The organism is Methanosarcina sp. UBA411, from assembly GCF_002495725.1.
GTDB lineage: Archaea > Halobacteriota > Methanosarcinia > Methanosarcinales > Methanosarcinaceae > Methanosarcina.
On the sequence record NZ_DAGK01000012.1, the window covers coordinates 297,668 to 318,143 of the forward strand.

Consider the following 20,476-nt stretch of genomic DNA (forward strand, 5'->3'; position numbering starts at 1 on the left):
AAAATCCTACACTTTATTTTTATGATTGTTTGGAGAGTGCTATATGAAATCAATGACAAAAGCTTTAGCAGCTATTTCTTTTGCAGTTCTTGCAATATTTCTGGTTTTCTTTTTAATGATTTATCAGCCTGGAGCAGGTATGTATGTTCGCGCAGATAAACTTCAGGATCCACCAAAGAGATATACAGAGTTCAGTTTAGAAGATCTTGAGAAATATCCCTGTGTTAAAGAAGCGGTGATGAATCCAGGAAAAAATATTAAAGTTCCTTCCAACTACCATGAAAATGTATCGGAGTTTGGGAAAATATCATCCAATAATGGAACTAACTATATAAAAATTAATAATGAGTATTATGATATCCATTATGAATCTGCTGACTAATCGATGAAGCGGGATACAGAATTTTGGTATTTCGGAATTATAGACTGCAATGTTAAAACACAGAAACAAAGCACAGAAACTAGATCATTTGGTGTTTGTGCAGTTACAGCACTTGGTGTTGACTGGCCTCATGAGAGTATAGTTCAGCATGAGGTCTCTCATAATTTTGACGCAGATGATCAAAATTCTTCGCTCCATCCAGAATGCATAATGAATTATGTTTATGCTCAACAGGGTACAAATATATGGTGTACTTCCTGTCGTAACACCGTAGATTATGGAATAGATCATTAATAACTATATAAAGGAATCAGGTGGGAACATGGAAGAAGTCAATAAAAAACTTCGCTACTTAGGAATAGCTCTTCTGATTTTAGCAGGATTTTTTATACTCCTGCCATATGTTTTCATGGGTCCCCCTACATCTTTTTTTTCTGTCGAGAATGGAGATGAAACTAATCACATAGTACTTATTAAAATAGTTGATTCAAATAGCAAACCAATATTTGAAGAGAATTATAAACTGTCTCCTCACGAAAAAGCAAAAGAATCTAAAAGTTTATGGTTATTGTCCAAGATGACTTTTCCATTAAATAAAAATAATTATACGATAAAGGCAACTTTAGAAAATAATATAAGCACGGAAGAAAGCATGTCTTTGAATCCCTGGACTAGCTTGCACATCTTAGTAGTAAATGAGTCTATTTTTATTGACAGACTCCAAATTTAATAGAAACACAACTATTGGCTTTGTAGAAATTCTTAATTTGAGCCCAAAACAGTTTAGAATATTTTATTTATGTTGCACGTTGACAGTTTAATTTTTATTTTATGGGTGCTTGAAGAGGATTATATGAAATCAACAACAACAGCTTTAATGATTATTTCTTTTGGAGTTCTTGCACTATTTCTGGTTTTCCTTTTAGTGATTTATCAGCCTGGAGCAGGTATGTATGTCAGGGCAGATAAACTTCAGGATCCACCAGAGAAATATACAGAGTTCAGTTTAGAAGACCTTGAGAAATATCCCGGTGTTAAAGAAGCGGTGATGAACCCAGGAAAAGACATTAAGGTTCCTTCCAACTACCATGAAAATATATCGGAGTTTGGAAAAATCTCATCCAATAATGGAACTAATTATATAAAAGTTAATAATGAGTATTATGATATGCATTGTGAATTTGCTGACTAATCAGTGAACATGGAATATAAGATCTTGATATTTTTCATAAGTTAGTATGGGCCGTAACTTTGTAGCGCCGAAACTAGATCATTTAGTGTTTGTGCAGTTACAGCACTTGGTGTTGACTACTTTGGAAAAATAAGATAGGCACGGAAACGAGCATATCTTTGAATTCTTAGACTAGTTTGTATATCAATAATATATTTGCCTATTTTCACTGACGCACTTGGAGTCTATTATATTTTTGTGAACCCTGCCTCCCTTTTATAATACCCAAAAAGCCTTTCTCCCCACTCAATAGCCTGGAGATTATCTTCCATTTCATTATAAATTTCAAAGCTATTCATTTCCCGTCTCCGCATCTACAGATTTTTTCTTATTTCTTATTTCTTCTTTCTTATTGAATTCCTCTAATACAATATATGTTTTTATTTCCTGTTGGGGCACGTACCTTGGTATTCATTTTGCGAACTTTCTTGCTTAGTGAGAGATGAACATTGAGATTTTTTGTTAAAAATTAGGTAAAAGTTACTTTGTCAGTTCAAACCCTGAAACGTCATAATTCTAAATGAAAAAAGTGTCGGTTTAATGAATGTTAATCAGATTGGTTAAAATTCATCAACTTAATAAATGTATAGAAGAACATTAAAACTGATTTTGAATGTGGAGCTCAAACAAACCTTCCAGAGTAGATTGGAACTCCACATGCCCTGAGGCAGGGAAATGATAGCTTTAAGAATACTTAAGGTTTGCCGGATCCTGCCTCCTTGAGAAAAATAACAAGGAGTGAAATAAATGACAATAGGAATAAAGTTTAGAAAATATGTTTTGCTTACTTTAGCATTGCTGGTGAGTACCTTAGTTTTGTCAGGAACAGCACTGGCAACTGATTCCAGGTCAGATATTTTGGAAAATGTAAGCTGTGACAAAAATTCTCTTCGTTTTGCCAAAATATTAGACGATTTTGAAACAGTTACTGCAAATCCAGAAGTCTTTTTAGAGGACGTTGCCGATGGCAAAGTAAAGCTGAAATTGCTTGGAAAAGAGTTTGACTTGGAACTTGAGAATACTCACATTGCAAATGATGATGCTAAGGTTTTGATAGAAAACGAAACTGGAACTTATACTATACCAGCAGCGAAAATTAATACATACCGTGGAAAAATTATTGGAGAAGAAAATAGTAGTGCAGGATTTGCTGTGTCGAATGAGGCTCTTATCGGACATATCGAGGTAGGGAATATTTACTATGCAATTGAGCTAACTAACAAAACAGTAGATGGAAAACCAATTCTTGTTATTTACAGCTCTGACGATATAAAGAAACGCGAAAATGAAGAAATCGCGTTTTGTGGAGTTGAAGAACAACCATCTCTGGAAGAATTATACAATATTAAAAAGTCATCTAACATCAAGGAAGACTGGAGTGGCATAGATCTCGAAAATAGTACAGAGAACACTATAGATAGTAATACTGTAAATTTTAACAACAATAACGGAATATTTTTGATAGAATCAAGAGATAACAGATTAGACTATAATAATGTCTCAAATAATGCGGAGTATGGTATAAATATCAATAACTCCAGTAGAAACAATATATTAACTGGTAATATTGCGAATTCCAATGGTAAAGAAGATATTCATGTTGTTGATCCAGAAAACAATACAATAAACGGTCTAGCTCAAGAATTGCCATTTCAAGGCTCGGTACTGACAATTATTACAATTATAACCATAGCCTTAATTCTTGGTAAAAGCATTTATAGTCAACATCTTAAATAATACTATATTTCGTATGTAAATGTATGATTTTTCTCAAAACTTATCTAGTTCTTCCTTTTATTCTGTAATATCTTAGAAAGATTTATTGACGATATTTCATCATATTGTTTCCAGCAATATCTGTTGGGTTCCCATCTGGAGTAGCTGAAGGGAAAAAATATTTGTAGAGCCTATCCCGAAACTCAAAATCTGAGTTTTGAATCTCGTATTTAGAACAGTCAATCGAATATATGATAATAGAAAATGATCGGAAAATACATATTGACAAACAAATTCTCATTTTTAACCAAAAAGAAAGTACTTACCAGACAGAGAAGATAAAAGCTTTAAACAGTATTAAAATAATATTAAAAAGATTATATGATTACCGCAAAAAACGGCATCCATAGTATCTATTACAGCCACCAACTTTTACAGCCTTTTCAACTGCTGACTGTATACCTTTCCTATCCGCTGGATTGTGTCGGCTTCTTCAGGGTCTTTATCATCCCGGATACGGATGAAGCGTGGAAAACGCAGCGCAAAGCCGGAGTCATAGTTGGGGCTTTTCTGGATTTCCTCAAAGGCGATTTCCAGGACTATTTTCGGCCGGATTGCAAATACCCCGCCTGCCTCTCCACCTTCCATGAGCCCGGAAAGCATCTCTGTGAGCTCTTTTAGCTGGTCATCGGTCAGGCCCGTACCCACCTTGCCGACCTGAAGATAACGCAAGGTTTCTGGGTCATAACAGGCAACTGTGTAAGAGCCTATGAGATTTGCACGCCTGCCAAAGCCCCATTCGGCTCCAACAATTACAAGGTCAAGGGTCTCCATAAGAGGCTTTTTCTTCAGCCAGTTTTTGCCGCGTTTGCCGGGGGAATAAAACGAATTCGGGTTTTTGACCATAACGCCCTCATGACCGGCTTCTAAGGCGTCCCTATAGATCTGTTCTATAAGCTCGAGATCTCCGGTTATCACCTGTTTGTCCACACAGATGGATTTTGAATCCTCAACCGAGCTTTCAACGCAGGATTCAAGCGCTTTTCGCCGCTCAATCAGAGGCAGGTCAATCAGCGTTTTTCCGTTTAAGTACATTATGTCAAAAAGGTTGAGTTGAATAGGGATGCCAAGAGCTTTTTCCTCCACGTCGTACTTGCGCCGGAAACGTTTAAGAATCTCCTGAAATGCCCTGGGCTTACCATCCTCGTCCACTGCGACGGCTTCTCCGTCAAGGATTGCGGATTCGGCCTTCACATGTTTGCGAATTATCTCTACAAGGTCAGGGAGGGAATTTGTAACATTTTCAAGCTTTCGTGAAAAAAGCGTAACTGAATTTCCAGCCTTATGAACCTGGACTCTTGCCCCATCGAATTTCCATTCGATTGCAGCCTCCTTCATTTCCTTTATGTCGGCAACTATGTCAGGGCTAATCTGTGAGAGCATCATCTTTATTGGGCGGTTGATTTCAATTCCCAGATGTTCCAGGGCTTCCACCCCGCCTTCCTTGGCAGTTGCAGCGACTATTCCCAGGTCGTTTGTAACCATAAATGCATGCTCAACCACATCCACAGGCACGGAAAAAGCTTTTGCAATTGCATCCCTTACAACCCCTTCCCCGACACCTATACGGAGCTCCTCAAGCGCAAGCCTGGAAATATACTTTGCTTCCCTTGGGGTTGATGAGTTGAAAAGAAACTGAAGGTTCTTTATCTTAATGTCCTGTGAGCCTTTCCCTGAGGCTTCGGAGGCGATTTTAAAACGGTTATAAACTTCGGTTATTGAAAGCTCGGGCTGCTCTTCGAAGAAAGAGGAAAAAGTGACCTGATTTTTCCTTTTTTCCTTGAGGATAAGAAGGGCTGTGTCCCCTATATCTCCGGTAGTCCGAATAAGAGATTCTATACTTTTTACTGGCATTCCGGAGGCCCTGGAAAGGGAAACATACAACAGGCTCGTGCCAATTCCCAATTGCTCTCCACTCCAGGCAGGAAAAACCTCACTCATAATAAAATGAGTTGCAATGGGCAGCTCTTCTACATCAACCTTTTTAAGAAGGCCAGCAACCCGACTTGTAGTATCAATAGTACTTGAGATTTTTTCAATAGCCTGGCAGGTTTCTGCAAATTCCCTGAAACTTGTCATGATCAACGCAGCTTTTTAATTTTATTTTTCCGAACTCGGGGCAAAACCTGAATTCTTAATCTATCAATTCCCGTAAATTGCGATCAAATCGCTAAGAATTGCACTTGCGGTTTCAATCGGGCCTGCACCCTTACCCGTAACCGTAATTTCTCCTGCAAGTTCGGTTTCTACCGACGCCACATTCAAGGTTCCTCCGACTGCAAGGGGATGGTTGATAGGTACAAGTCTGGGAGCTACATGAATCCTTTCTTTGCTGACTTCTCCTATGAGTTTGATTACATGCCCTCTTTCATAAGCCATTTCAAGGGCTTCAGGCGTAACTTTCGTGATTCCCGTAACATCAACGTCGTTATAAGTAACATCAAGTCCGAAAATTGCATTGGCGAGAATGACGAGTTTGCAGGCCGTATCAATTCCTTCCACATCATATGTGGGGTCGGTTTCAGCAATCCCGAGTTGCATGGATTCGGCAAGAATGTCATTGTAGCTTGCCCTTTCCTCCAGCATTCTTGTCAGGATATAATTACAGGTTCCATTCAGAATTCCTTTGATGCTTTTAATCTTATTGCCTGCAAGCACCTCGTTTGCCAAGTTGATAATAGGCATCGAGCCGCCTACAGTTGCTTCGAACCTGAAGTGCGAGCCTGCTGCCTTTGCGGTTTCCATGAGTTCCCTATACTTAAGGGTAAGAGGTCCTTTATTGGAGGTAATAACGTCTTTCCCTGTTTGGAAGGCTGCAAGCATGTTCTGCAGACCTACTCCACCGGTTCGTATATTCGTAGGAGTGGTCTCGATTACGAGATCATGGTCTACGGATTGGATGATCTCAACTCCGGAGATACTCTCCAAGGCTACCGTTCCAGCTGTTCTCTTCCTGGCAAGGCAGTCAGCAAGGTCCACACCCTCAGGATTTAAGGTTGCACCCTTTGAGTCCACAACAGCAACCACTTTTACTTCCAGCCCGAGACTTTCCAGATACTCTTTTTTCCTAAGGAGTACTTCGGCCACACCCTGTCCGATTGCACCGAACCCGTGAATGGAACAGTACACTGTTTTCATGTTTTCAAATCTCCTAAAACTATTTTTCAGGCCTGGATATCAATTGGAAGAACCATAAGCAGGTCTTTTTTTGTCGAGACTTCTTTGAGGATAGCGAGTGCCTTTTGCAAATCCTCTTTACCAACAGCATCGATTTTCATGAGGGCTGAAGAAAGCATATTAATACCGGGCATGGAAAGTGAAAGATCGACAACCTCAGCAAACCCTGTCCTGTCAATCTCATCAATCGTATCCTGAATCCCTGTATGGACAACATGCCCTATGAGCACTACGTTTATGCTTTCCCTGAAACGGTGTTCTCCGACTCTTACTACTCTAATTCCGTTTTCTTCAAGTTTGGCCTTTATTGTTTCAATACTTTCAGGCCTGGTTTCAAGTATAAGCTTTACAGGCACCGTTTTTCTGGGAGTTCTCTTCTGATGATGATGTACTACTGTTATCAGGTTAGCCTTACATTCTGAAAGGGGCTGGAGGGCTAAGAGCATCTGCCCTGGTACATCTTTTAATTCAATGTCCATGGAAACTCGCATGTTGTACCTCGTAATTTTTTAAGGATCTCCTGTGCAATTTAAATGATATACCAATCTACAAATTCATATTCGGCAGCTTACTGTCAGGGTTGAAGTGGTATATCAGAGTATCCGATTTCAATCCAGCTATCGAGTCTCTTGAACCTGATTTTCACGAACCTAGATTCAAATCCGTTCCCTTGAAGCAAGGATCTGGAGTCCTGTTAGTCTAATTTGATATTAGCAAATTTATATTCGCCAAGCAATTTCTGAGGCATAAGAGATCAAAAAGGGCATCCAAATGTACTGCGTACTCCAAACATTGTTAACCCTTTCTGCTGTTTAGTAGATGAATTAAGTTATATAGTTTACTGTTTATTGCCCTTCAAAAAAGACTTTATAGAGTACGATATCGCTTAATCTTTCTTGTTTTCATGTTTGGTCTGCTTGGAGATGTGCACGTCTGGAATACGGATTATGTTACCTCTCCCTCTTTTGAATTTCTCGATTAGCCCGCGTTCCTCAAGGTCCGAAAGCATAAGACTGACTTTGGACTCCGAATAGGGAGATTTTTTTCGCAGTTCTCTTTGGGTAATCCGATTTCCGCTAGCTCGAACCATATCCAGAATTTCTTTGAGATCCTCAGGAAGATTGAGCTTTGAATGTTCCTTAGCCTCGGAACTCAATTTATTCGGCTCCTTCTCATGGAAAGAAGAATTCGAGATATTCTGAGTCTCTTCTGTAGACTTATTCTGCTGCAAAGATTTGCCAGTATCAAACGTCCCTTCAGACTGTTCAGTAAATTGTTTAGAGCTCAGTTCTGAAATTTCAATTGTGTTTTCGGCTGAATCAGTTTCGGCCTCTTCAGAAAATGTTGCATCCGTTATGGGAGTTTGAGCCTCCAGCAAGTACGGCTCTCGGTATCTATCAGTAAAATGAGACTTTGTTAATTTTCCATTTTTCTTTCCTAAAAAGTAGCCTCCCAGCAATAAGACGACTAGTAGGACTACGAGATCAAGGAAAGCAGGAGCTAAAGCTGCATATTGAGAATTTTCCTGCGATACAGGCCCTGTCTCTTCATATTCCAAATCGGGAACCTCAAAATAATCCTGGTTCAGAAGCTCCTCATTAGAAGGGGGAAAGAGGAGAAGATCATGTACATACTCTCCTTCACCTGAAATAACAACCTCTTCCTGGGTTGTATAAACGACTTTATTTCCTTCGAGATAGCTTGCATTTATCGTATAGGTTCCGGGAGTGAGATTGAAAGAATACTCAGAATCCGTTGCAATAAAGTTCTGTTCCGGAGTAGAATTAATCTCTACAACTGAGTTATTAAGAGGCTTGAAAGTAGACCACTCATAGACTGTCCCGTGAATGTTGGCCGCAATTGCATTTCCCTGAAGGACTACAATGAGAAATAAGACAAGTGCGAACCTGCAGAGCTTACTAAAATTCACGCAATGTTAAATGGGCTTTTAGCATAAATCTTTTACTTTCCATGACAGAGGATTACGAAAAATAATAGATAGATATTAAAGCTTTATCAAGGAATCAGGGAGTGTATGAAGCTTAAAAATCCAGATCTGCCTGTTAATAAGATTAATTTCAAAAAGAATACTTATATGTACCTAATTCATATAACATTGTAATAACTTATAAAGGGAGGCAGTCAGATGAAAAAATCGAGAATTATTCGAGATCTGGCTTGTTTTACGATCATATTAACCTTACTCAGTTTGCTGCCAGGAGGCTCCCTTGCTGCTAGAGACTCTTCTGAACACGGAAACGCCAATTCGAATCAACATATGCGTGAAAATGCCCTCGTTTCGTACAATGAAACTGATAAGATGGGCGAGACCAAAAATTATGAATCCGATATGAAACAAGAACAGAAGAATTTCAGCGCAAAAAACCGAAATAAAGTTACCGAATACAAAGCGGAAAGAAAACAGTTACATGAAGAACTCCAGCTTCATAAGCAAGAATATAAGGAAGCAAAAGAGGATTTTCTAAAAATAAGGGACAGTATTCGTAAAGAAGAAATTAACCCTAACTCCGAAGAGGCTCTAAATGCCACAAAGCTCTATCTTAACTCAAGTGTTAACTATATGATAGCTCACCTTTCAAATGTAAATAGCAATATGGCATACTCAAATGGAAATGGAACCGAAGAAAAAATCACTGCCATAGATGAAAAAATTAAATTGCTTGAAGTTGAGAAGACAAACATTGCAAGCGCATCAAGCCAGGAAGAGCTTTTAGCCGTGGTCAAGTCCGTACGTGGAATATGGAATAATGCTGAGAAAATCAGCCTTTCAAGCGCAGGGCAGACTGTAAGTGAGAAAATAGGGGAATTTCTCGAAGACTCCGAAAACCTTTCTGAAAAACTTGAAGTAAAAGTCGAGGACCTGAAAGAAACCGGTGTTGACACATCTGAACTTGAGATTAAACTTGCCAGTTATACTTCTTATATTAAATCCGTGCAGGAGAAGAAAAAATTTGCAGATTCCATTTACAATGGTGAGAACGTCACCAGGGAAGATATGCAAACTGCGAATAATTACCTTCGTCAATCCCTCAATGATATAAACAAGGCTAATAAGTTACTCAGGGAAATTTTCGGCGAGCTCAAAGGTCATGAAATCGAAAAGGGTAACAGAACTGAAGCTAAAAATCTAACGGAATCAAAATAAAAAGCAGCCTGAAAACTGCATTAATAATTATGAAAATACAACAGTTACAGTTAATAGTAAAGAGATTGTAAGTGTTATTCCCATAAAAGATTAAAGAAAAGAATTAAAGAAAAGAATTAAAGATTTGAATAAAAGGGAAAAGTCTATCTCAGGAGATGAGACTAGAAAATATATCGAATGAATAAAATAAAATTAAGGAGGAATAAAATGGTTAAATTAGCTCACCTGCTCGTACTGTCAGCTTTAATTGTCTGGCTTGCAGGATCCGGTTGTATAGGGAACAATACGTCTGAAATAGAAAAGTCAGGGGTAAACTCAAACGCCGTCGAGGTAGAGGATGGGGCACCAGTTACAGATATGGGAATAGGACTTACACAGACAGAAATCCAGGAGCTTGATTCTGATATGGCAGAGCTTGAGGACTTGCTTGAGACCGCAAGCCCTGAAGAAGATATAGTAATTGAAGAATTATGAAATGGAAAGGAAAGAAGTGAAAAGTAGCTAAAAAGTCTTTTTCACTTAAAGAACATCTTTTCTTTGTTTTTGATTCTCTGGATTTCTTCTTCCAGGGTTTTTATCCTGGACTCAAGCTCATGCATATCTTTTTTAGTAAAGGTATCGGTTTTTGAGATCGATTCCTGGATCTTCTCAGAGATTTTCTTTTCAAGATCAAGCTTCTGTTTTTTTCTTTCTTCAAGCATGTCCTGGACAGCTTTTTTACCTTCTTCCTTACTGATATCTCCTTTATCAACAAGCTCCTTTACAAGATCATTTACCTTATCTTCGGTTATTGCCCAGAGGCCGGCTCCTATAAGCCCTAATTTTCTGACGGATTCCCTCATGTACAAACACTCGCTTTTAAATTATCAATCTGAAAAAGCTCACATGAAACAATTTACATAAAAATAATTAATTGATATGATCCTAGGGGTTTATTAAAAGTTCCCCTACTTGATCCCCTACGTGAGAAAGTAACATATAATCTTTTTTGTAATATGTTTGTGAGATCTGTATCATGTGAGATCTGTATCATATAACCTTTTTCAGTATATACATTATTTTAGTGTTTTATATAAAAAGAGATAAAGCCAAGATAAATACATCATTTCAGTAGTCATTTTAACATTAATAGATTACTTAACCGAAAGAAAATGTATAAATATATTAATTAATAATGTTATTTGGGGGTAATGATATGGCAGATACTATAAAAGTTTCACCTTCTATATGTGCATATCCTGACGACAAATACGAAAATCTTGAAATTGAGGTAGTTCTTCCTGGAGTAGAAAAGCAAGACATTTCTTTTAAGATCACAGAGGACGGCTTTTATGTAAGGGCCACCAAGGAAGGAATCGAATATGTGGACAGTTACGCAGTCTGCTGCCCGATAGTTCCGGAAAAAGCAGTAGCCAAATACTCAAATGGTATACTTAAAGTCACAGTACCTTATCAGCAACCTTTTGAAAATGCTGTGGATGTAAAAATCGAGTAAGGAAACTTGGACTCACGCAGTTGAGCCAAGAAATCAGCCAAATTAAACTTCAAACGGTTTAAAATAGATATTAATAAGCCTTCATACTTGGTTTTGTTCCTCAACTGCGTAAGCTCTCAGGGTATAAAAAATTTATTTTTATTAAAAAGAGGTTTTTAAATGAAAAAGATGACAGAACAACATCTTATCAACGCATTCGGAGGAGAGAGTCAGGCACATATGAGGTATTTACATTTTGGAAACCAGGCAGAAAAAGAAAAATATAATAATGTAGCCCGACTATTTCGTGCAATTGCCCACGCTGAATATATACATGCAGGAGACCATTACCGAGAGTTAAGACATCTTGAAGGGGGATTTGTCGCAAATAGCATGGCAACTTTTGGCCCTGGGGACTCAAAGAAAAACCTCAAACTTGCTATTGCTGGTGAAACATATGAGATTGAGGAAATGTATCCTGTATACATTGAGGTAGCAAAATTCCAGGGAGAAAAAGGCGCACAAAGAAGTTTTGAATGGTCATATGCCAGTGAGAAACTGCACAAAGAGCTTTTTGAAAGAGCATTCGAGCAGGTTAACTTAGGAAAAGACATTGAACTTGGCCCGATCCAGGTTTGCGAAGTATGCGGATATACCCTTGAAGGAGAAGCACCCGACAGATGTCCCGTGTGCAATGCATTAAAAGACAAATTTACTGAATTTAAATAAAACTAGAGATTTCAAGGAATACTCATTGATCGATGAATCTATTCAAAGCCAGATTAAAGAAATCCCAGATAACTCTGAAACCACTTCCAAAAGGAATCACTCTGGGATTTTATTCTTTTTGCTTTCAAGCCATTCTGCAATTTTGGGCCAAAGGGACAGCGAAATTATCATAGAGATTACAAAAACAAAAATTGAACCCGCAACCATGTCTACCTGAGTGTAGGAAATTTCTCCTCTAGATACATTAGTTAAAAGAGACAAGGAAAGGAAAAAGATAACAAGTAATATTGAAGTGGTGAGACTTAACAAAAGTACTGTTCTTGGCCTGCTATCTGTGGAACCGAAATTTACCATATAAATCTCCTGTTTAACTCTCTACTGTTAAATTTTAAGCTATCTGTCCCTTTCATTAAATTTTGCTTTTTTTCATCAGCAAGGAATTAGCAGTCACCGAAACCGAACTGAGTGCCATAAAAGCGGCAGCAAGTTCGGGTGTGATCAGAATTCTATGAACAAAGGGATAAAGAATCCCTGCTGCAATAGGAATACCTATAGAATTGTACCCGAAAGCCCAGATTAGGTTCTGTTTGATTTTATTTATGGTTAGTCGGCTCAGCTTAACGGCTACGACTACATCTCGTGGATCATTTTTGATAAGCACGATTTTTGCTGATTCCATTGCCACATCCGTACCTGCTCCCATTGCAATTCCCACATCGGACTGAATCAGTGCAGGAGCATCATTAATACCGTCACCTACCATTCCGACAATCTTTCCCTCTTCCTGAAGCTTCTTAATTTCATTTGCTTTGTCTTCAGGAAGCACTTCAGCAAGCACTCTGTGAATACCCACTTCTTTTGCGATTGCGCTGGCTGTAACAGCATTGTCACCTGTGATCATAACTGCTTCTAGACCCATTTTCTTAAGAGTCTCAATTGCCTCACTGGAGTTTTCTTTAAGGGTATCGGCAACTGCAACGATGCCTATGATTTCGTCCCCGAAAGCTACGAGCATTGCAGTTTTTCCGTTTTCCTCAAAACCTCGCATTTCAGCTTCCAGTTCTTTAAAGGAAATTCCATTTTCTTCCATAAGTTTGCGCGTGCCGAGCAAGATTCTCTTTTCTTCAAGATAAGCTTCGACTCCTTTTCCTGGAATGGAACGGAAATTTTCTGCCTTTTCAAGGCTAATACCTCTTTCCTCAGCTCCTTTTACGATAGCTTCCCCAAGAGGATGTTCCGATCCTTTTTCAGCCGTTGCAGCTATAAAAAGTACCTGTTCCTCATCATTACCTGGTGCTGCAAGCAGGTCTGTGAGTTTAGGTGTGCCTTCCGTAAGGGTTCCAGTTTTGTCAAAAACGATAGTATCTAGTTTATGTGCCCTTTCAAGAGCTTCACCTCCTTTTATAAGAACTCCATTTTCCGCACCTCTACCAGTGCCGACCATAATAGCAGCAGGAGTTGCAAGCCCGACTGCACAAGGACACGAAATTACAAGGATAGTAATGGCGATAAGCAGGGAAAAAAGGAATGGGCTGATTCCTCCGAGAGCTACGGATCCTCCTACTCCATAGCGCCAGTAACCTATGAAGAACCAGAAGAAAAAAGCCAAAAGTGCAATAATATGCACGGCTACGATAAAGTTTCCGGCAAAGACATCTGCAACTCTCTGGATAGGAGCCTTTGTAGTCTGGGCAGTTTCAACAAGCCGGATTATCTGAGAAAGGGCAGTATCCGCCCCAACCTTTGTAGCCCTAAAACTGAAAGATCCAGTCTTGTTAAGAGTAGCTCCTATGACGATATCACCCGGAAATTTCTCTACCGGGATGCTTTCTCCGGTGAGCATGGACTCATCTATTGCAGAACTTCCCTCAACTACAATTCCATCAACAGGAATCTTTTCTCCGGGCCGAACAACAACAATATCCCCAACTACTACTTCATCGACAGGAATTTCTTTTTCGATGCCGTTTACAAGGATTCTAGAGGTCTTTGCCCTGAGGCTCATCAGTTTTCTAATTGCTTCAGATGTCTGGCCCCTTGCCCTTGCCTCGAGATACCTGCCAAGTACGATGAAGATAATAAGAAAAGCTACAGTATCATAGTAAAGACTATTATACCCAGGACCGAGATTAAGAAATGTTGCTGCTACACTGATAAGGTAGGCTGAGCCTGTTCCTGCTGCTATCAGCAGGTTCATATCAGTTACACCGTACTTGAATCCTTTGAGAGTCCCGACAAAAAATTGTCTGCCAGGGAAAAGGAGAACAAGAGTGGATAGTATAAAAAGAACGATATGATTGGAAAAGAAATCAGGTACAAAAGATAAGAAAGGAAACATCATACTCATGTTTCCGAGGCCGATCGGAATTCCTAGAACAAGAGCAATTATCAGGTTATTTCTCTGCCTCCGAATCTCAGCCTCCCTGGAAGCCTGTTCCCTGTCCTCATACTCAACAGTTTCAGTTTTAACAGATGCTCCATAACCTATTTTCTGGACTGCAGCAAGAATTTCCCTTACGGAAATCCGGGCTGAATCAAATTCTACAACGGCTTTTTCAAGCGGGAAATTTACCGAGGCTGAAATTACGCCTTCAGTCCTGTTAAGAACTTTCTCGATATTTGCAGCACAGGAGGCACAGCTCATGCCTTCAAGACTCAAAGTTACCGTATCTTTTTCTACCTTATATCCAATAGATTCGATAGCTTCTTCAATCTCTTTTGCGGAGATAAGCGAGGGATCAAAATCAACCTTTGCCCTTCCAAGCTCCAGGTTGACAACTACTGAATCCACGCCTGATTTTTTCTTCAATACTCTCTCAATATTTGCGGCGCAGGCCGAACAGGTCATACCAGAAACACCAAGCGTGATTTCTTTTAGCCCTGCTTTCGAGCTTGAGATTTGCGGTCCCTCTTCTGGCAATTCGCATATTTCAGTTAGAGGACAGGTTTGAGGAGTCTCTTCAGACTCTTTTGATTCCTTTAGAGCCGGCTCCTCGGTCTTTGTCTTTGAAGTTGTCTTTGAGGTCATCCCTTCGACTTCTGTTGTGTCAGGAACTTCTGCCCCGACCTCTTCCTGAGCTTCATTTTCGCTTTCTGTTGAGTATCCTGCCTTCCGAATAGCTGCCTTTATATCATTCAGGCTTACTTTTTGAGGGTCAAAGCTAACCGTCGCGCTTTCGGATTCAAGATCAACTTCAACAGACTCTACTCCCTCAAGAGAAGAAATGGCATCTGCCACTCTTTTCTGGCAATGGCCACAGGTCATGTCATAAACTCTTACATAAACTTCCATTAGATGTGCCGCCTATCCAGATTTTCAGGAATGCTCGAAGGTTATAGAATTCTTCAGGACTCCATTATAATGTTCTAACCGGCTTTATTCAAACAGGAGCTTCACAAATAATTAGAGTTTATATAAAATTGTACCTTTTACTATATATTCTTTAAAACAATATCGTTTACAATTCATCTTGCACTTCAAGCACGTAAGTCTTAGCTGTAAAAAAGTAAAAAATTAATATTAATATGGTTATTTCCTAAATCCTCTGTTTCATTCCATTTTACAGTTCCAATCGTAAGGAATGATATCATTGTCAATGGGATTAACCCGCCTTTCATCTACATCCTCTGGATTATAAAATAGCGAAGGCATTCCTATCACCACAGAGATTCCACTTCCAACATTTTTTGTGCCATGAAAAACTCCTGGGGGAATATAAACTGTACGGGGATATTTTTCACCCATAAAGATTTCGTTAAGAACTCTGTAAGTGGGTGAATCTGCTCTGTAGTCATATAATGCAACTTTTACCATACCAGTTACACAAAACAAGTGATCTTCCTGTTTTGAATGGAGATGCCAACCTTTGATCATTCCGGGATATGAATATGAAGCAATTATCTGCTTGATGTTTTGTGCTTTCAGTTCTTCGTCGTCTAAACGTATTATTTCGGTTAATAACCCTCTTTCATCGCTGAATAATTTCATATCCCTTATAAAGACTCCTTCAATTAATTTTTCGCCATAAAATCCTGGAATTCTTTGAACTCGTGGTTTTTCTAGTTTATTAAAGTCTTCCATGCTAGTTACTTGCATTTTTAACCCTTCCCTTTTTATTTTTTATACATCCTTTCAAGTGGATCTTTACCATTCTTGAACATAGCTCCATAAGGCTCGAATTTGCCTGTATCGTTGACAGTGCAGAAATGCATGCCATCATCCGACCCTGTCATCATCAGTGGTTTAGCTTTTTCTATATCCCAAGAGCCACTTTCCTTGTCATAGATATCATCTTTTACCTCCAGATGTACAACTTTACCAAAAATCAATACATAAGGAAAGCCCCCATATACTTCCTCATATGTATCATGCAACTCACACTCCATCCATGCATAGCACCCTTGAATTCCTGGTGCCTTGACCTTTTTTGAAGGTTTTTCTTTTAGATCCGCCAGTTCGAATTCATCGACATTAGAAGGAACATGTAAAGCCGTTGGTATTACTTTATCCAGCATATCAGTACCGGGCAGGTTAAGGACAAATTCTTTTGTACTTTTTATATTAACTAATGTATCTCTCCTTTTTGCTGAAGCCACACAAACTAAATCAAGTGATCGTAAAACAGGCATTAAGCAGGAATATGGGGCTATATTTCTAACTCCGTCGCCACTGATTGTTGATATAAACACAACTGGTAATGGTATCAGTGACTCTCTTTTAAAATTTTCTAATATCATATTACCACTACATCAGTTACAACTATCTTCCTGTTTTATTTTAGAGACAGTTACCCGAAACTAAAGAATCAGCGACTGACTCGATTTCCGGAAGCTCCACACTTAGCTCTTCTCCTACAAGCCCTGCTCGGAAAATGTCCACATCCGAGGGCACTGAAGCAAGAACTTGGGTCTTATCCACGGTTTCCAGCATGAACTGGATCCCAGTTTTATCCGCACGATTGAGAATAAAATATAGAGTTTTTCCGGCTTTTTCCGAAAGCTCTTTTATTTTTTCAGAGAGCCGGATAGATTCATAGGACGGATCAAGTATCATTAATATAAGGTCACATCCTTCTTCCACTCCTCTACCAAAATGTTCAATACCAGCTTCAGTATCCACGAATATTATATCTTCAGATGTTGTCTCCATATTATTTAGCAAATTTTTTGCAAGTGCTCCCATTGGACAGGCGCATCCTTCCCCGAAGTCATGAATTTTGCCTATAGCCATCATCTGTATGTTTCCTTTCTTTACAGTGTAAGCTTCAGGAATGTCCGAGATTTTCCATTTATTTTCAAGAATAATGGTGTTGTCTCCGCTCTGATACGCCTGCATCAATTTTTCACCCAGGGTTTTTTTTCCTCCTAGGTAGTTCATGAAGTCTTCCGGCATTCCAATACCAAGCTGCCTATGAAGCCCGAAGTTTGACTCATCACTGTCCACTACAAGTACATTGTAACCTCTTTTAGCCATGGATTTTGCAAGTAGAGCAGTAATCGTGCTCTTGCCACTACCTCCTTTTCCACATACAAGAACTTTCATCTTTTCAACTCCATTTAGAGATAATAAATATTAAAAAATCAAAAAATAATAGCATATATTAACAATTACAATACTTCCTATAGTATTAATAATATGAAGTATATAGTGAGAAAGTGACTATGAAAGAAGATAGTAATGGAGTTTGTTTGTGTCCCTTGGAAGGAATTATTAACACAATATCCAAAAAATGGGCCACGTAGGTTATCAGTGTCCTCGGACATCACGACAGATTGAGATTCAATGATCTAATGAGTACTCTTGAGGGTATCAGCCCCAAGTCACTTACGGACCTGTTAAAAGAACTTCAAAAAAAAGGCCTTGTCCGACGAGAAGCATTTCCCGAAGTACCTCCAAGAGTCGAATATTTTTTAACGGATGATGGTAAACAGCTTTGTGAAGCAATTATTCCTTTAATAAAATGGGCAGAGAAGCGGGACGATCTGCGTCAGGAAATGTATAATTCTACCTGCAATAATACAAGTTATTCTCCAAAATAAACTATAAGATAAAGAAAACGATAACTACTTAATCATAAGGAAGGAATCTTTCAAAGTCATAAACATGTTAGTTTTAAAGAAATTGTATAGAACCTGTGCAATTTTCACCCAATTAGAAAATAAACAGCATCCGCTGCTCTTTTCCGGCAAGACGACAGGTCATGCCAATGCTCCCATATTAACTTCCATCAGACCTATCACTTATTCAATTTTTTTTGAGTTGCTCGGTGTTTAAAAAACTCTTCCGGGCTCTTCTAAAGTTTTATAGCCAGCTTTAAGCAAGGTCATCTGTATAACATATGCATCAGTTATCCGGCTATCATAGGCCACATTTACGGTTCTTTCATGAATATTGATGTTTACTCTGGAAACCCCGTTGATAGATGTAACTAGTCTTGTGATCATATCCTTGCAGTACCTGCATACTAGATCGTCTACTATGAATGTTGTCTCCCCGATGTGTTCACCCCCCCAGCACAACTGTAATTTTCAAACAGGTTCCTCAACCATATAGTAAAAATTTGTACCTTTACTATATATTCTTTGAAGCCTGTACCGATATTATTTGTATGAGATTATCACATTAAATAGGTTCATACCCTGTTTCACGAATTGCCTCCTTGATCTTTTCGGGGTTTACCTTCCCTTCCTCATAATCAACAGTTACCTGTTTGGTCTGAAGGTTTACGTCCGCCCTCTGTACCCCTTTTACAGCTTCAACCGCCTTTTTAACCCTCAACTGACAGTGCATACAGGACATGCCTTCAACTTTTATGATTTCTTGGGTCATGTTTTCAGCCTCCATCTAATTATACTTAATAATTTAACAGAATAAATTAATATAATAATTTTCTGGAATACTGTAGGATTGAATAATAATATATCCGATTTGCCACAAATTCTTTGCGTAAATTCAGGTTAATGAGACTTTATCATTACATTAGATATTGGTAAAATGGAATAAAATTTGGAAAGTGTTGAATTTCATTAAGAGATTCTTTTTTGAAAAGGGTCGCGTTGTGCCTCAACCGTTGCGCCGGTTGATCACGCCGGATAGGGCTTGGGGGTAAGATCTTCAAACTCTGACGTCGCTTGAGGATTTGCGGGCAAGCCTTTTTTGAAAAGCGCACGTTGCGCCGCTTAGGGACTTTGGTCAAGCTTTCCGCCGGAAAGGTTGCGTCACCACATTCTGGGGCTTACCCTCAGTAAACATCTCTATGTTCTCAACAGTCATGTAAGTACACTCATCTAAAGATTCTTCAGATAGGAAAGCAATATGCGGAGTCAGCACCACATTACTCATCTCTAACAGAGGACTATCCATAGGTAGTGGTTCTTTTTCAAAGACATCCAGCCCTGCTCCGGCGATTTTTCCCTCCTTTAGAGCTTCTATGAGAGCAGATTCATCGACAACTTTTCCCCTAGCAGTATTGATCAGTATGGCAGTAGGCTTCATCTTTGCCAGTTCTCGCCTACCTATCATATGCTCGGTTGCTGGCGTCAGTGGCACATGTAGTGTAACTATATCACTCTCTGAGAGCAGAGTGTCCAGATCCACGAACTTTATCCCCAGAGCTTTTGCTCTCTCGGGGCTTGGGTGAGCCGTAACAGAGAGCACATTCATGTTGAAGCCATGCGCGATCTGTATCACTCGCTTACCTATCTCGCCCGTTCCAAGCACGCCTAAGGTCTTGCTCATGAGCTGGCTGCCTACATAGTACTTCCAGTCGAATAGTCCCTTTCGCAGATTCATGTCTGCGAGATGAATTTTTCTTAGAAGGTTTAGGGATAAGGCAAAAACAAGCTCCGCTACCGAGTCAAAGGCATAACTGGGAACATTTGATACGATTACTCCGTGCTCGGTGGCTGCCTCCAGATCCACATTGTCAAAGCCGGTCTGCCATAAGGAAATCATCTTTAACCTAGGTGCAAAATGCAAAGCTTCAGCATTAATGCCGTATCTTCCTACTATTACGACTTCGGCATCCTTTATTCTCTCAATAAACTCCTCATGAGAAGCGGGTACATTGTCGTATATTTTGAGTTCACCCAATTTTTCGAGCCGTTTTATATACTCCTCAGTCAGGAATATTGGATCTGCTACTACTATCTTCATAAGCCCCCCGAAACTCTAAATTTTGCCCGGAATTCTTAAAGATTACATTAAACATAAGCTGAAAAACAGTGTGTGCTACCGTCATAATATTATTAAGTCATTAGACTCATTTTTCACATTTCATCGGTCTTGAATCCAGAATGTCTTTATAGATCTCTACCTTAGGACTCGATGTACTTCTCAGGATTTTCATCAAACCTTTTTTTGTCCGAGAGAGCACAGAAGTAGTATGTCTTTCCTTTATATTCGCTCTTGAACCTCGCTTCCTTCTCGTCAAACTCCATTTTGCAGACAGGATCAACTACTATTATAATACCCCCAATAATAAAAATACATCAAGATATTTCTATTTTGTGACACTATGCTCGGGGTGATCTTCTCTTTAT

At 39.2% G+C, this 20,476-nt stretch carries 22 protein-coding genes and 1 pseudogene; 9 read left to right on the forward strand and 14 right to left on the reverse strand.

The window, feature by feature from the left end; all coding sequences use genetic code 11:
- Nucleotides 1–43: 43 nt before the first annotated feature.
- The 4 genes from BP861_RS05090 (at nt 44) to BP861_RS05105 (ending at nt 3,350) form a co-directional block, all read left to right on the forward strand.
- On the forward strand, nt 44–382 hold the full coding sequence (locus BP861_RS05090) for a DUF948 domain-containing protein (RefSeq protein WP_292373178.1): 339 nt from the start codon (nt 44–46) through the stop codon (nt 380–382).
- A gap of 322 nt (nt 383–704) precedes the next feature.
- Nucleotides 705–1,112, forward strand: a complete 408-nt coding sequence (locus BP861_RS05095; RefSeq protein ID WP_292373180.1) for a hypothetical protein — start codon at nt 705–707, stop codon at nt 1,110–1,112.
- Between the two features lie 123 nt (nt 1,113–1,235).
- On the forward strand, nt 1,236–1,574 hold the full coding sequence (locus BP861_RS05100; protein ID WP_292373182.1) for a hypothetical protein: 339 nt from the start codon (nt 1,236–1,238) through the stop codon (nt 1,572–1,574).
- A 786-nt stretch (nt 1,575–2,360) separates the two neighbouring features.
- On the forward strand, nt 2,361–3,350 hold the full coding sequence (locus BP861_RS05105; RefSeq protein WP_292373184.1) for a NosD domain-containing protein: 990 nt from the start codon (nt 2,361–2,363) through the stop codon (nt 3,348–3,350).
- Nucleotides 3,351–3,761: 411 nt separating this feature from the next.
- On the opposite strand, the gene BP861_RS05110 is transcribed toward BP861_RS05105, so the two are convergent.
- The 4 genes from BP861_RS05110 to BP861_RS05125 all read right to left on the reverse strand — a co-directional run bounded on the left by BP861_RS05110 (nt 3,762) and on the right by BP861_RS05125 (nt 8,496).
- Nucleotides 3,762–5,468: an ATP-dependent DNA ligase gene (locus BP861_RS05110; protein ID WP_292373186.1), complete on the reverse strand. Its 1,707-nt coding sequence runs from the start codon at nt 5,466–5,468 to the stop codon at nt 3,762–3,764.
- A 63-nt stretch (nt 5,469–5,531) separates the two neighbouring features.
- Nucleotides 5,532–6,527 (reverse strand): homoserine dehydrogenase, encoded by a 996-nt coding sequence (locus BP861_RS05115; RefSeq protein ID WP_292373188.1) that lies wholly within the window; start codon nt 6,525–6,527, stop codon nt 5,532–5,534.
- A gap of 26 nt (nt 6,528–6,553) precedes the next feature.
- Entirely contained in the window at nt 6,554–7,057 is a 504-nt protein-coding gene (locus tag BP861_RS05120; protein ID WP_292373190.1) for an amino acid-binding protein, read from the reverse strand.
- 395 nt (nt 7,058–7,452) lie between these two features.
- Nucleotides 7,453–8,496: a helix-turn-helix transcriptional regulator gene (locus tag BP861_RS05125; protein ID WP_292373192.1), complete on the reverse strand. Its 1,044-nt coding sequence runs from the start codon at nt 8,494–8,496 to the stop codon at nt 7,453–7,455.
- A 216-nt stretch (nt 8,497–8,712) separates the two neighbouring features.
- On the opposite strand from BP861_RS05125, the gene BP861_RS05130 reads away from it, so the two are divergent.
- Together BP861_RS05130 and BP861_RS05135 are read left to right on the forward strand one after the other, a co-directional pair.
- Nucleotides 8,713–9,732 carry a chromosome segregation ATPase gene (locus BP861_RS05130; RefSeq protein WP_292373194.1) on the forward strand — a complete coding sequence of 340 codons (1,020 nt, stop codon included), beginning with the start codon at nt 8,713–8,715 and terminating at the stop codon, nt 9,730–9,732.
- 207 nt (nt 9,733–9,939) lie between these two features.
- Nucleotides 9,940–10,206: a hypothetical protein gene (locus tag BP861_RS05135; RefSeq protein ID WP_292373196.1), complete on the forward strand. Its 267-nt coding sequence runs from the start codon at nt 9,940–9,942 to the stop codon at nt 10,204–10,206.
- 41 nt (nt 10,207–10,247) lie between these two features.
- On the opposite strand, the gene BP861_RS05140 is transcribed toward BP861_RS05135, so the two are convergent.
- Complete coding sequence (locus BP861_RS05140) at nt 10,248–10,574, reverse strand: phasin family protein (protein WP_292373198.1); 327 nt, start codon at nt 10,572–10,574, stop codon at nt 10,248–10,250.
- 353 nt (nt 10,575–10,927) lie between these two features.
- Here BP861_RS05140 and BP861_RS05145 point away from each other — a divergent pair, with 353 nt between their 5' ends.
- Both BP861_RS05145 and BP861_RS05150 read left to right on the forward strand, forming a co-directional pair.
- A complete protein-coding gene (locus BP861_RS05145; RefSeq protein ID WP_292373200.1) occupies nt 10,928–11,227 on the forward strand; it encodes an Hsp20/alpha crystallin family protein in 300 nt (99 codons plus the stop codon).
- Between the two features lie 159 nt (nt 11,228–11,386).
- A complete protein-coding gene (locus BP861_RS05150) occupies nt 11,387–11,935 on the forward strand; it encodes a rubrerythrin family protein (protein ID WP_292373202.1) in 549 nt (182 codons plus the stop codon).
- A 96-nt stretch (nt 11,936–12,031) separates the two neighbouring features.
- Here the strand turns inward: BP861_RS05150 and BP861_RS05155 are convergent, their stop codons facing one another.
- The 5 genes and pseudogenes from BP861_RS05155 to BP861_RS05175 all read right to left on the reverse strand — a co-directional run.
- Complete coding sequence (locus BP861_RS05155) at nt 12,032–12,289, reverse strand: hypothetical protein (RefSeq protein WP_292373203.1); 258 nt, start codon at nt 12,287–12,289, stop codon at nt 12,032–12,034.
- A gap of 55 nt (nt 12,290–12,344) precedes the next feature.
- A complete protein-coding gene (locus BP861_RS05160; protein ID WP_292373205.1) occupies nt 12,345–15,227 on the reverse strand; it encodes a heavy metal translocating P-type ATPase in 2,883 nt (960 codons plus the stop codon).
- A 258-nt stretch (nt 15,228–15,485) separates the two neighbouring features.
- Nucleotides 15,486–16,031, reverse strand: coding sequence for a dTDP-4-dehydrorhamnose 3,5-epimerase family protein (locus BP861_RS05165; RefSeq protein WP_292373207.1), 546 nt, complete (start codon nt 16,029–16,031; stop codon nt 15,486–15,488).
- Nucleotides 16,032–16,048: 17 nt separating this feature from the next.
- Nucleotides 16,049–16,672: a flavin reductase family protein gene (locus BP861_RS05170; RefSeq protein ID WP_292373209.1), complete on the reverse strand. Its 624-nt coding sequence runs from the start codon at nt 16,670–16,672 to the stop codon at nt 16,049–16,051.
- A 40-nt stretch (nt 16,673–16,712) separates the two neighbouring features.
- Nucleotides 16,713–17,495, reverse strand: a pseudogene (locus BP861_RS05175) (P-loop NTPase); the annotation flags it as partial.
- A 212-nt stretch (nt 17,496–17,707) separates the two neighbouring features.
- Between BP861_RS05175 and BP861_RS05180 the strand changes: the two are divergent.
- Nucleotides 17,708–17,974: a winged helix-turn-helix transcriptional regulator gene (locus BP861_RS05180; RefSeq protein WP_292373213.1), complete on the forward strand. Its 267-nt coding sequence runs from the start codon at nt 17,708–17,710 to the stop codon at nt 17,972–17,974.
- 231 nt (nt 17,975–18,205) lie between these two features.
- On the opposite strand, the gene BP861_RS05185 is transcribed toward BP861_RS05180, so the two are convergent.
- The 4 genes from BP861_RS05185 to BP861_RS05200 form a co-directional block, all read right to left on the reverse strand.
- A complete protein-coding gene (locus BP861_RS05185; RefSeq protein WP_292373215.1) occupies nt 18,206–18,454 on the reverse strand; it encodes a heavy-metal-associated domain-containing protein in 249 nt (82 codons plus the stop codon).
- A gap of 103 nt (nt 18,455–18,557) precedes the next feature.
- The gene (locus tag BP861_RS05190) at nt 18,558–18,764 is read right to left on the reverse strand and encodes a heavy-metal-associated domain-containing protein (protein WP_292373217.1); all 207 of its coding nucleotides are present in this window, start codon (nt 18,762–18,764) and stop codon (nt 18,558–18,560) included.
- Between the two features lie 363 nt (nt 18,765–19,127).
- Complete coding sequence (locus tag BP861_RS05195; protein WP_292373219.1) at nt 19,128–20,090, reverse strand: 2-hydroxyacid dehydrogenase; 963 nt, start codon at nt 20,088–20,090, stop codon at nt 19,128–19,130.
- A 161-nt stretch (nt 20,091–20,251) separates the two neighbouring features.
- Complete coding sequence (locus tag BP861_RS05200) at nt 20,252–20,422, reverse strand: YHS domain-containing protein (protein ID WP_349681000.1); 171 nt, start codon at nt 20,420–20,422, stop codon at nt 20,252–20,254.
- Nucleotides 20,423–20,476 lie beyond the last annotated feature (54 nt).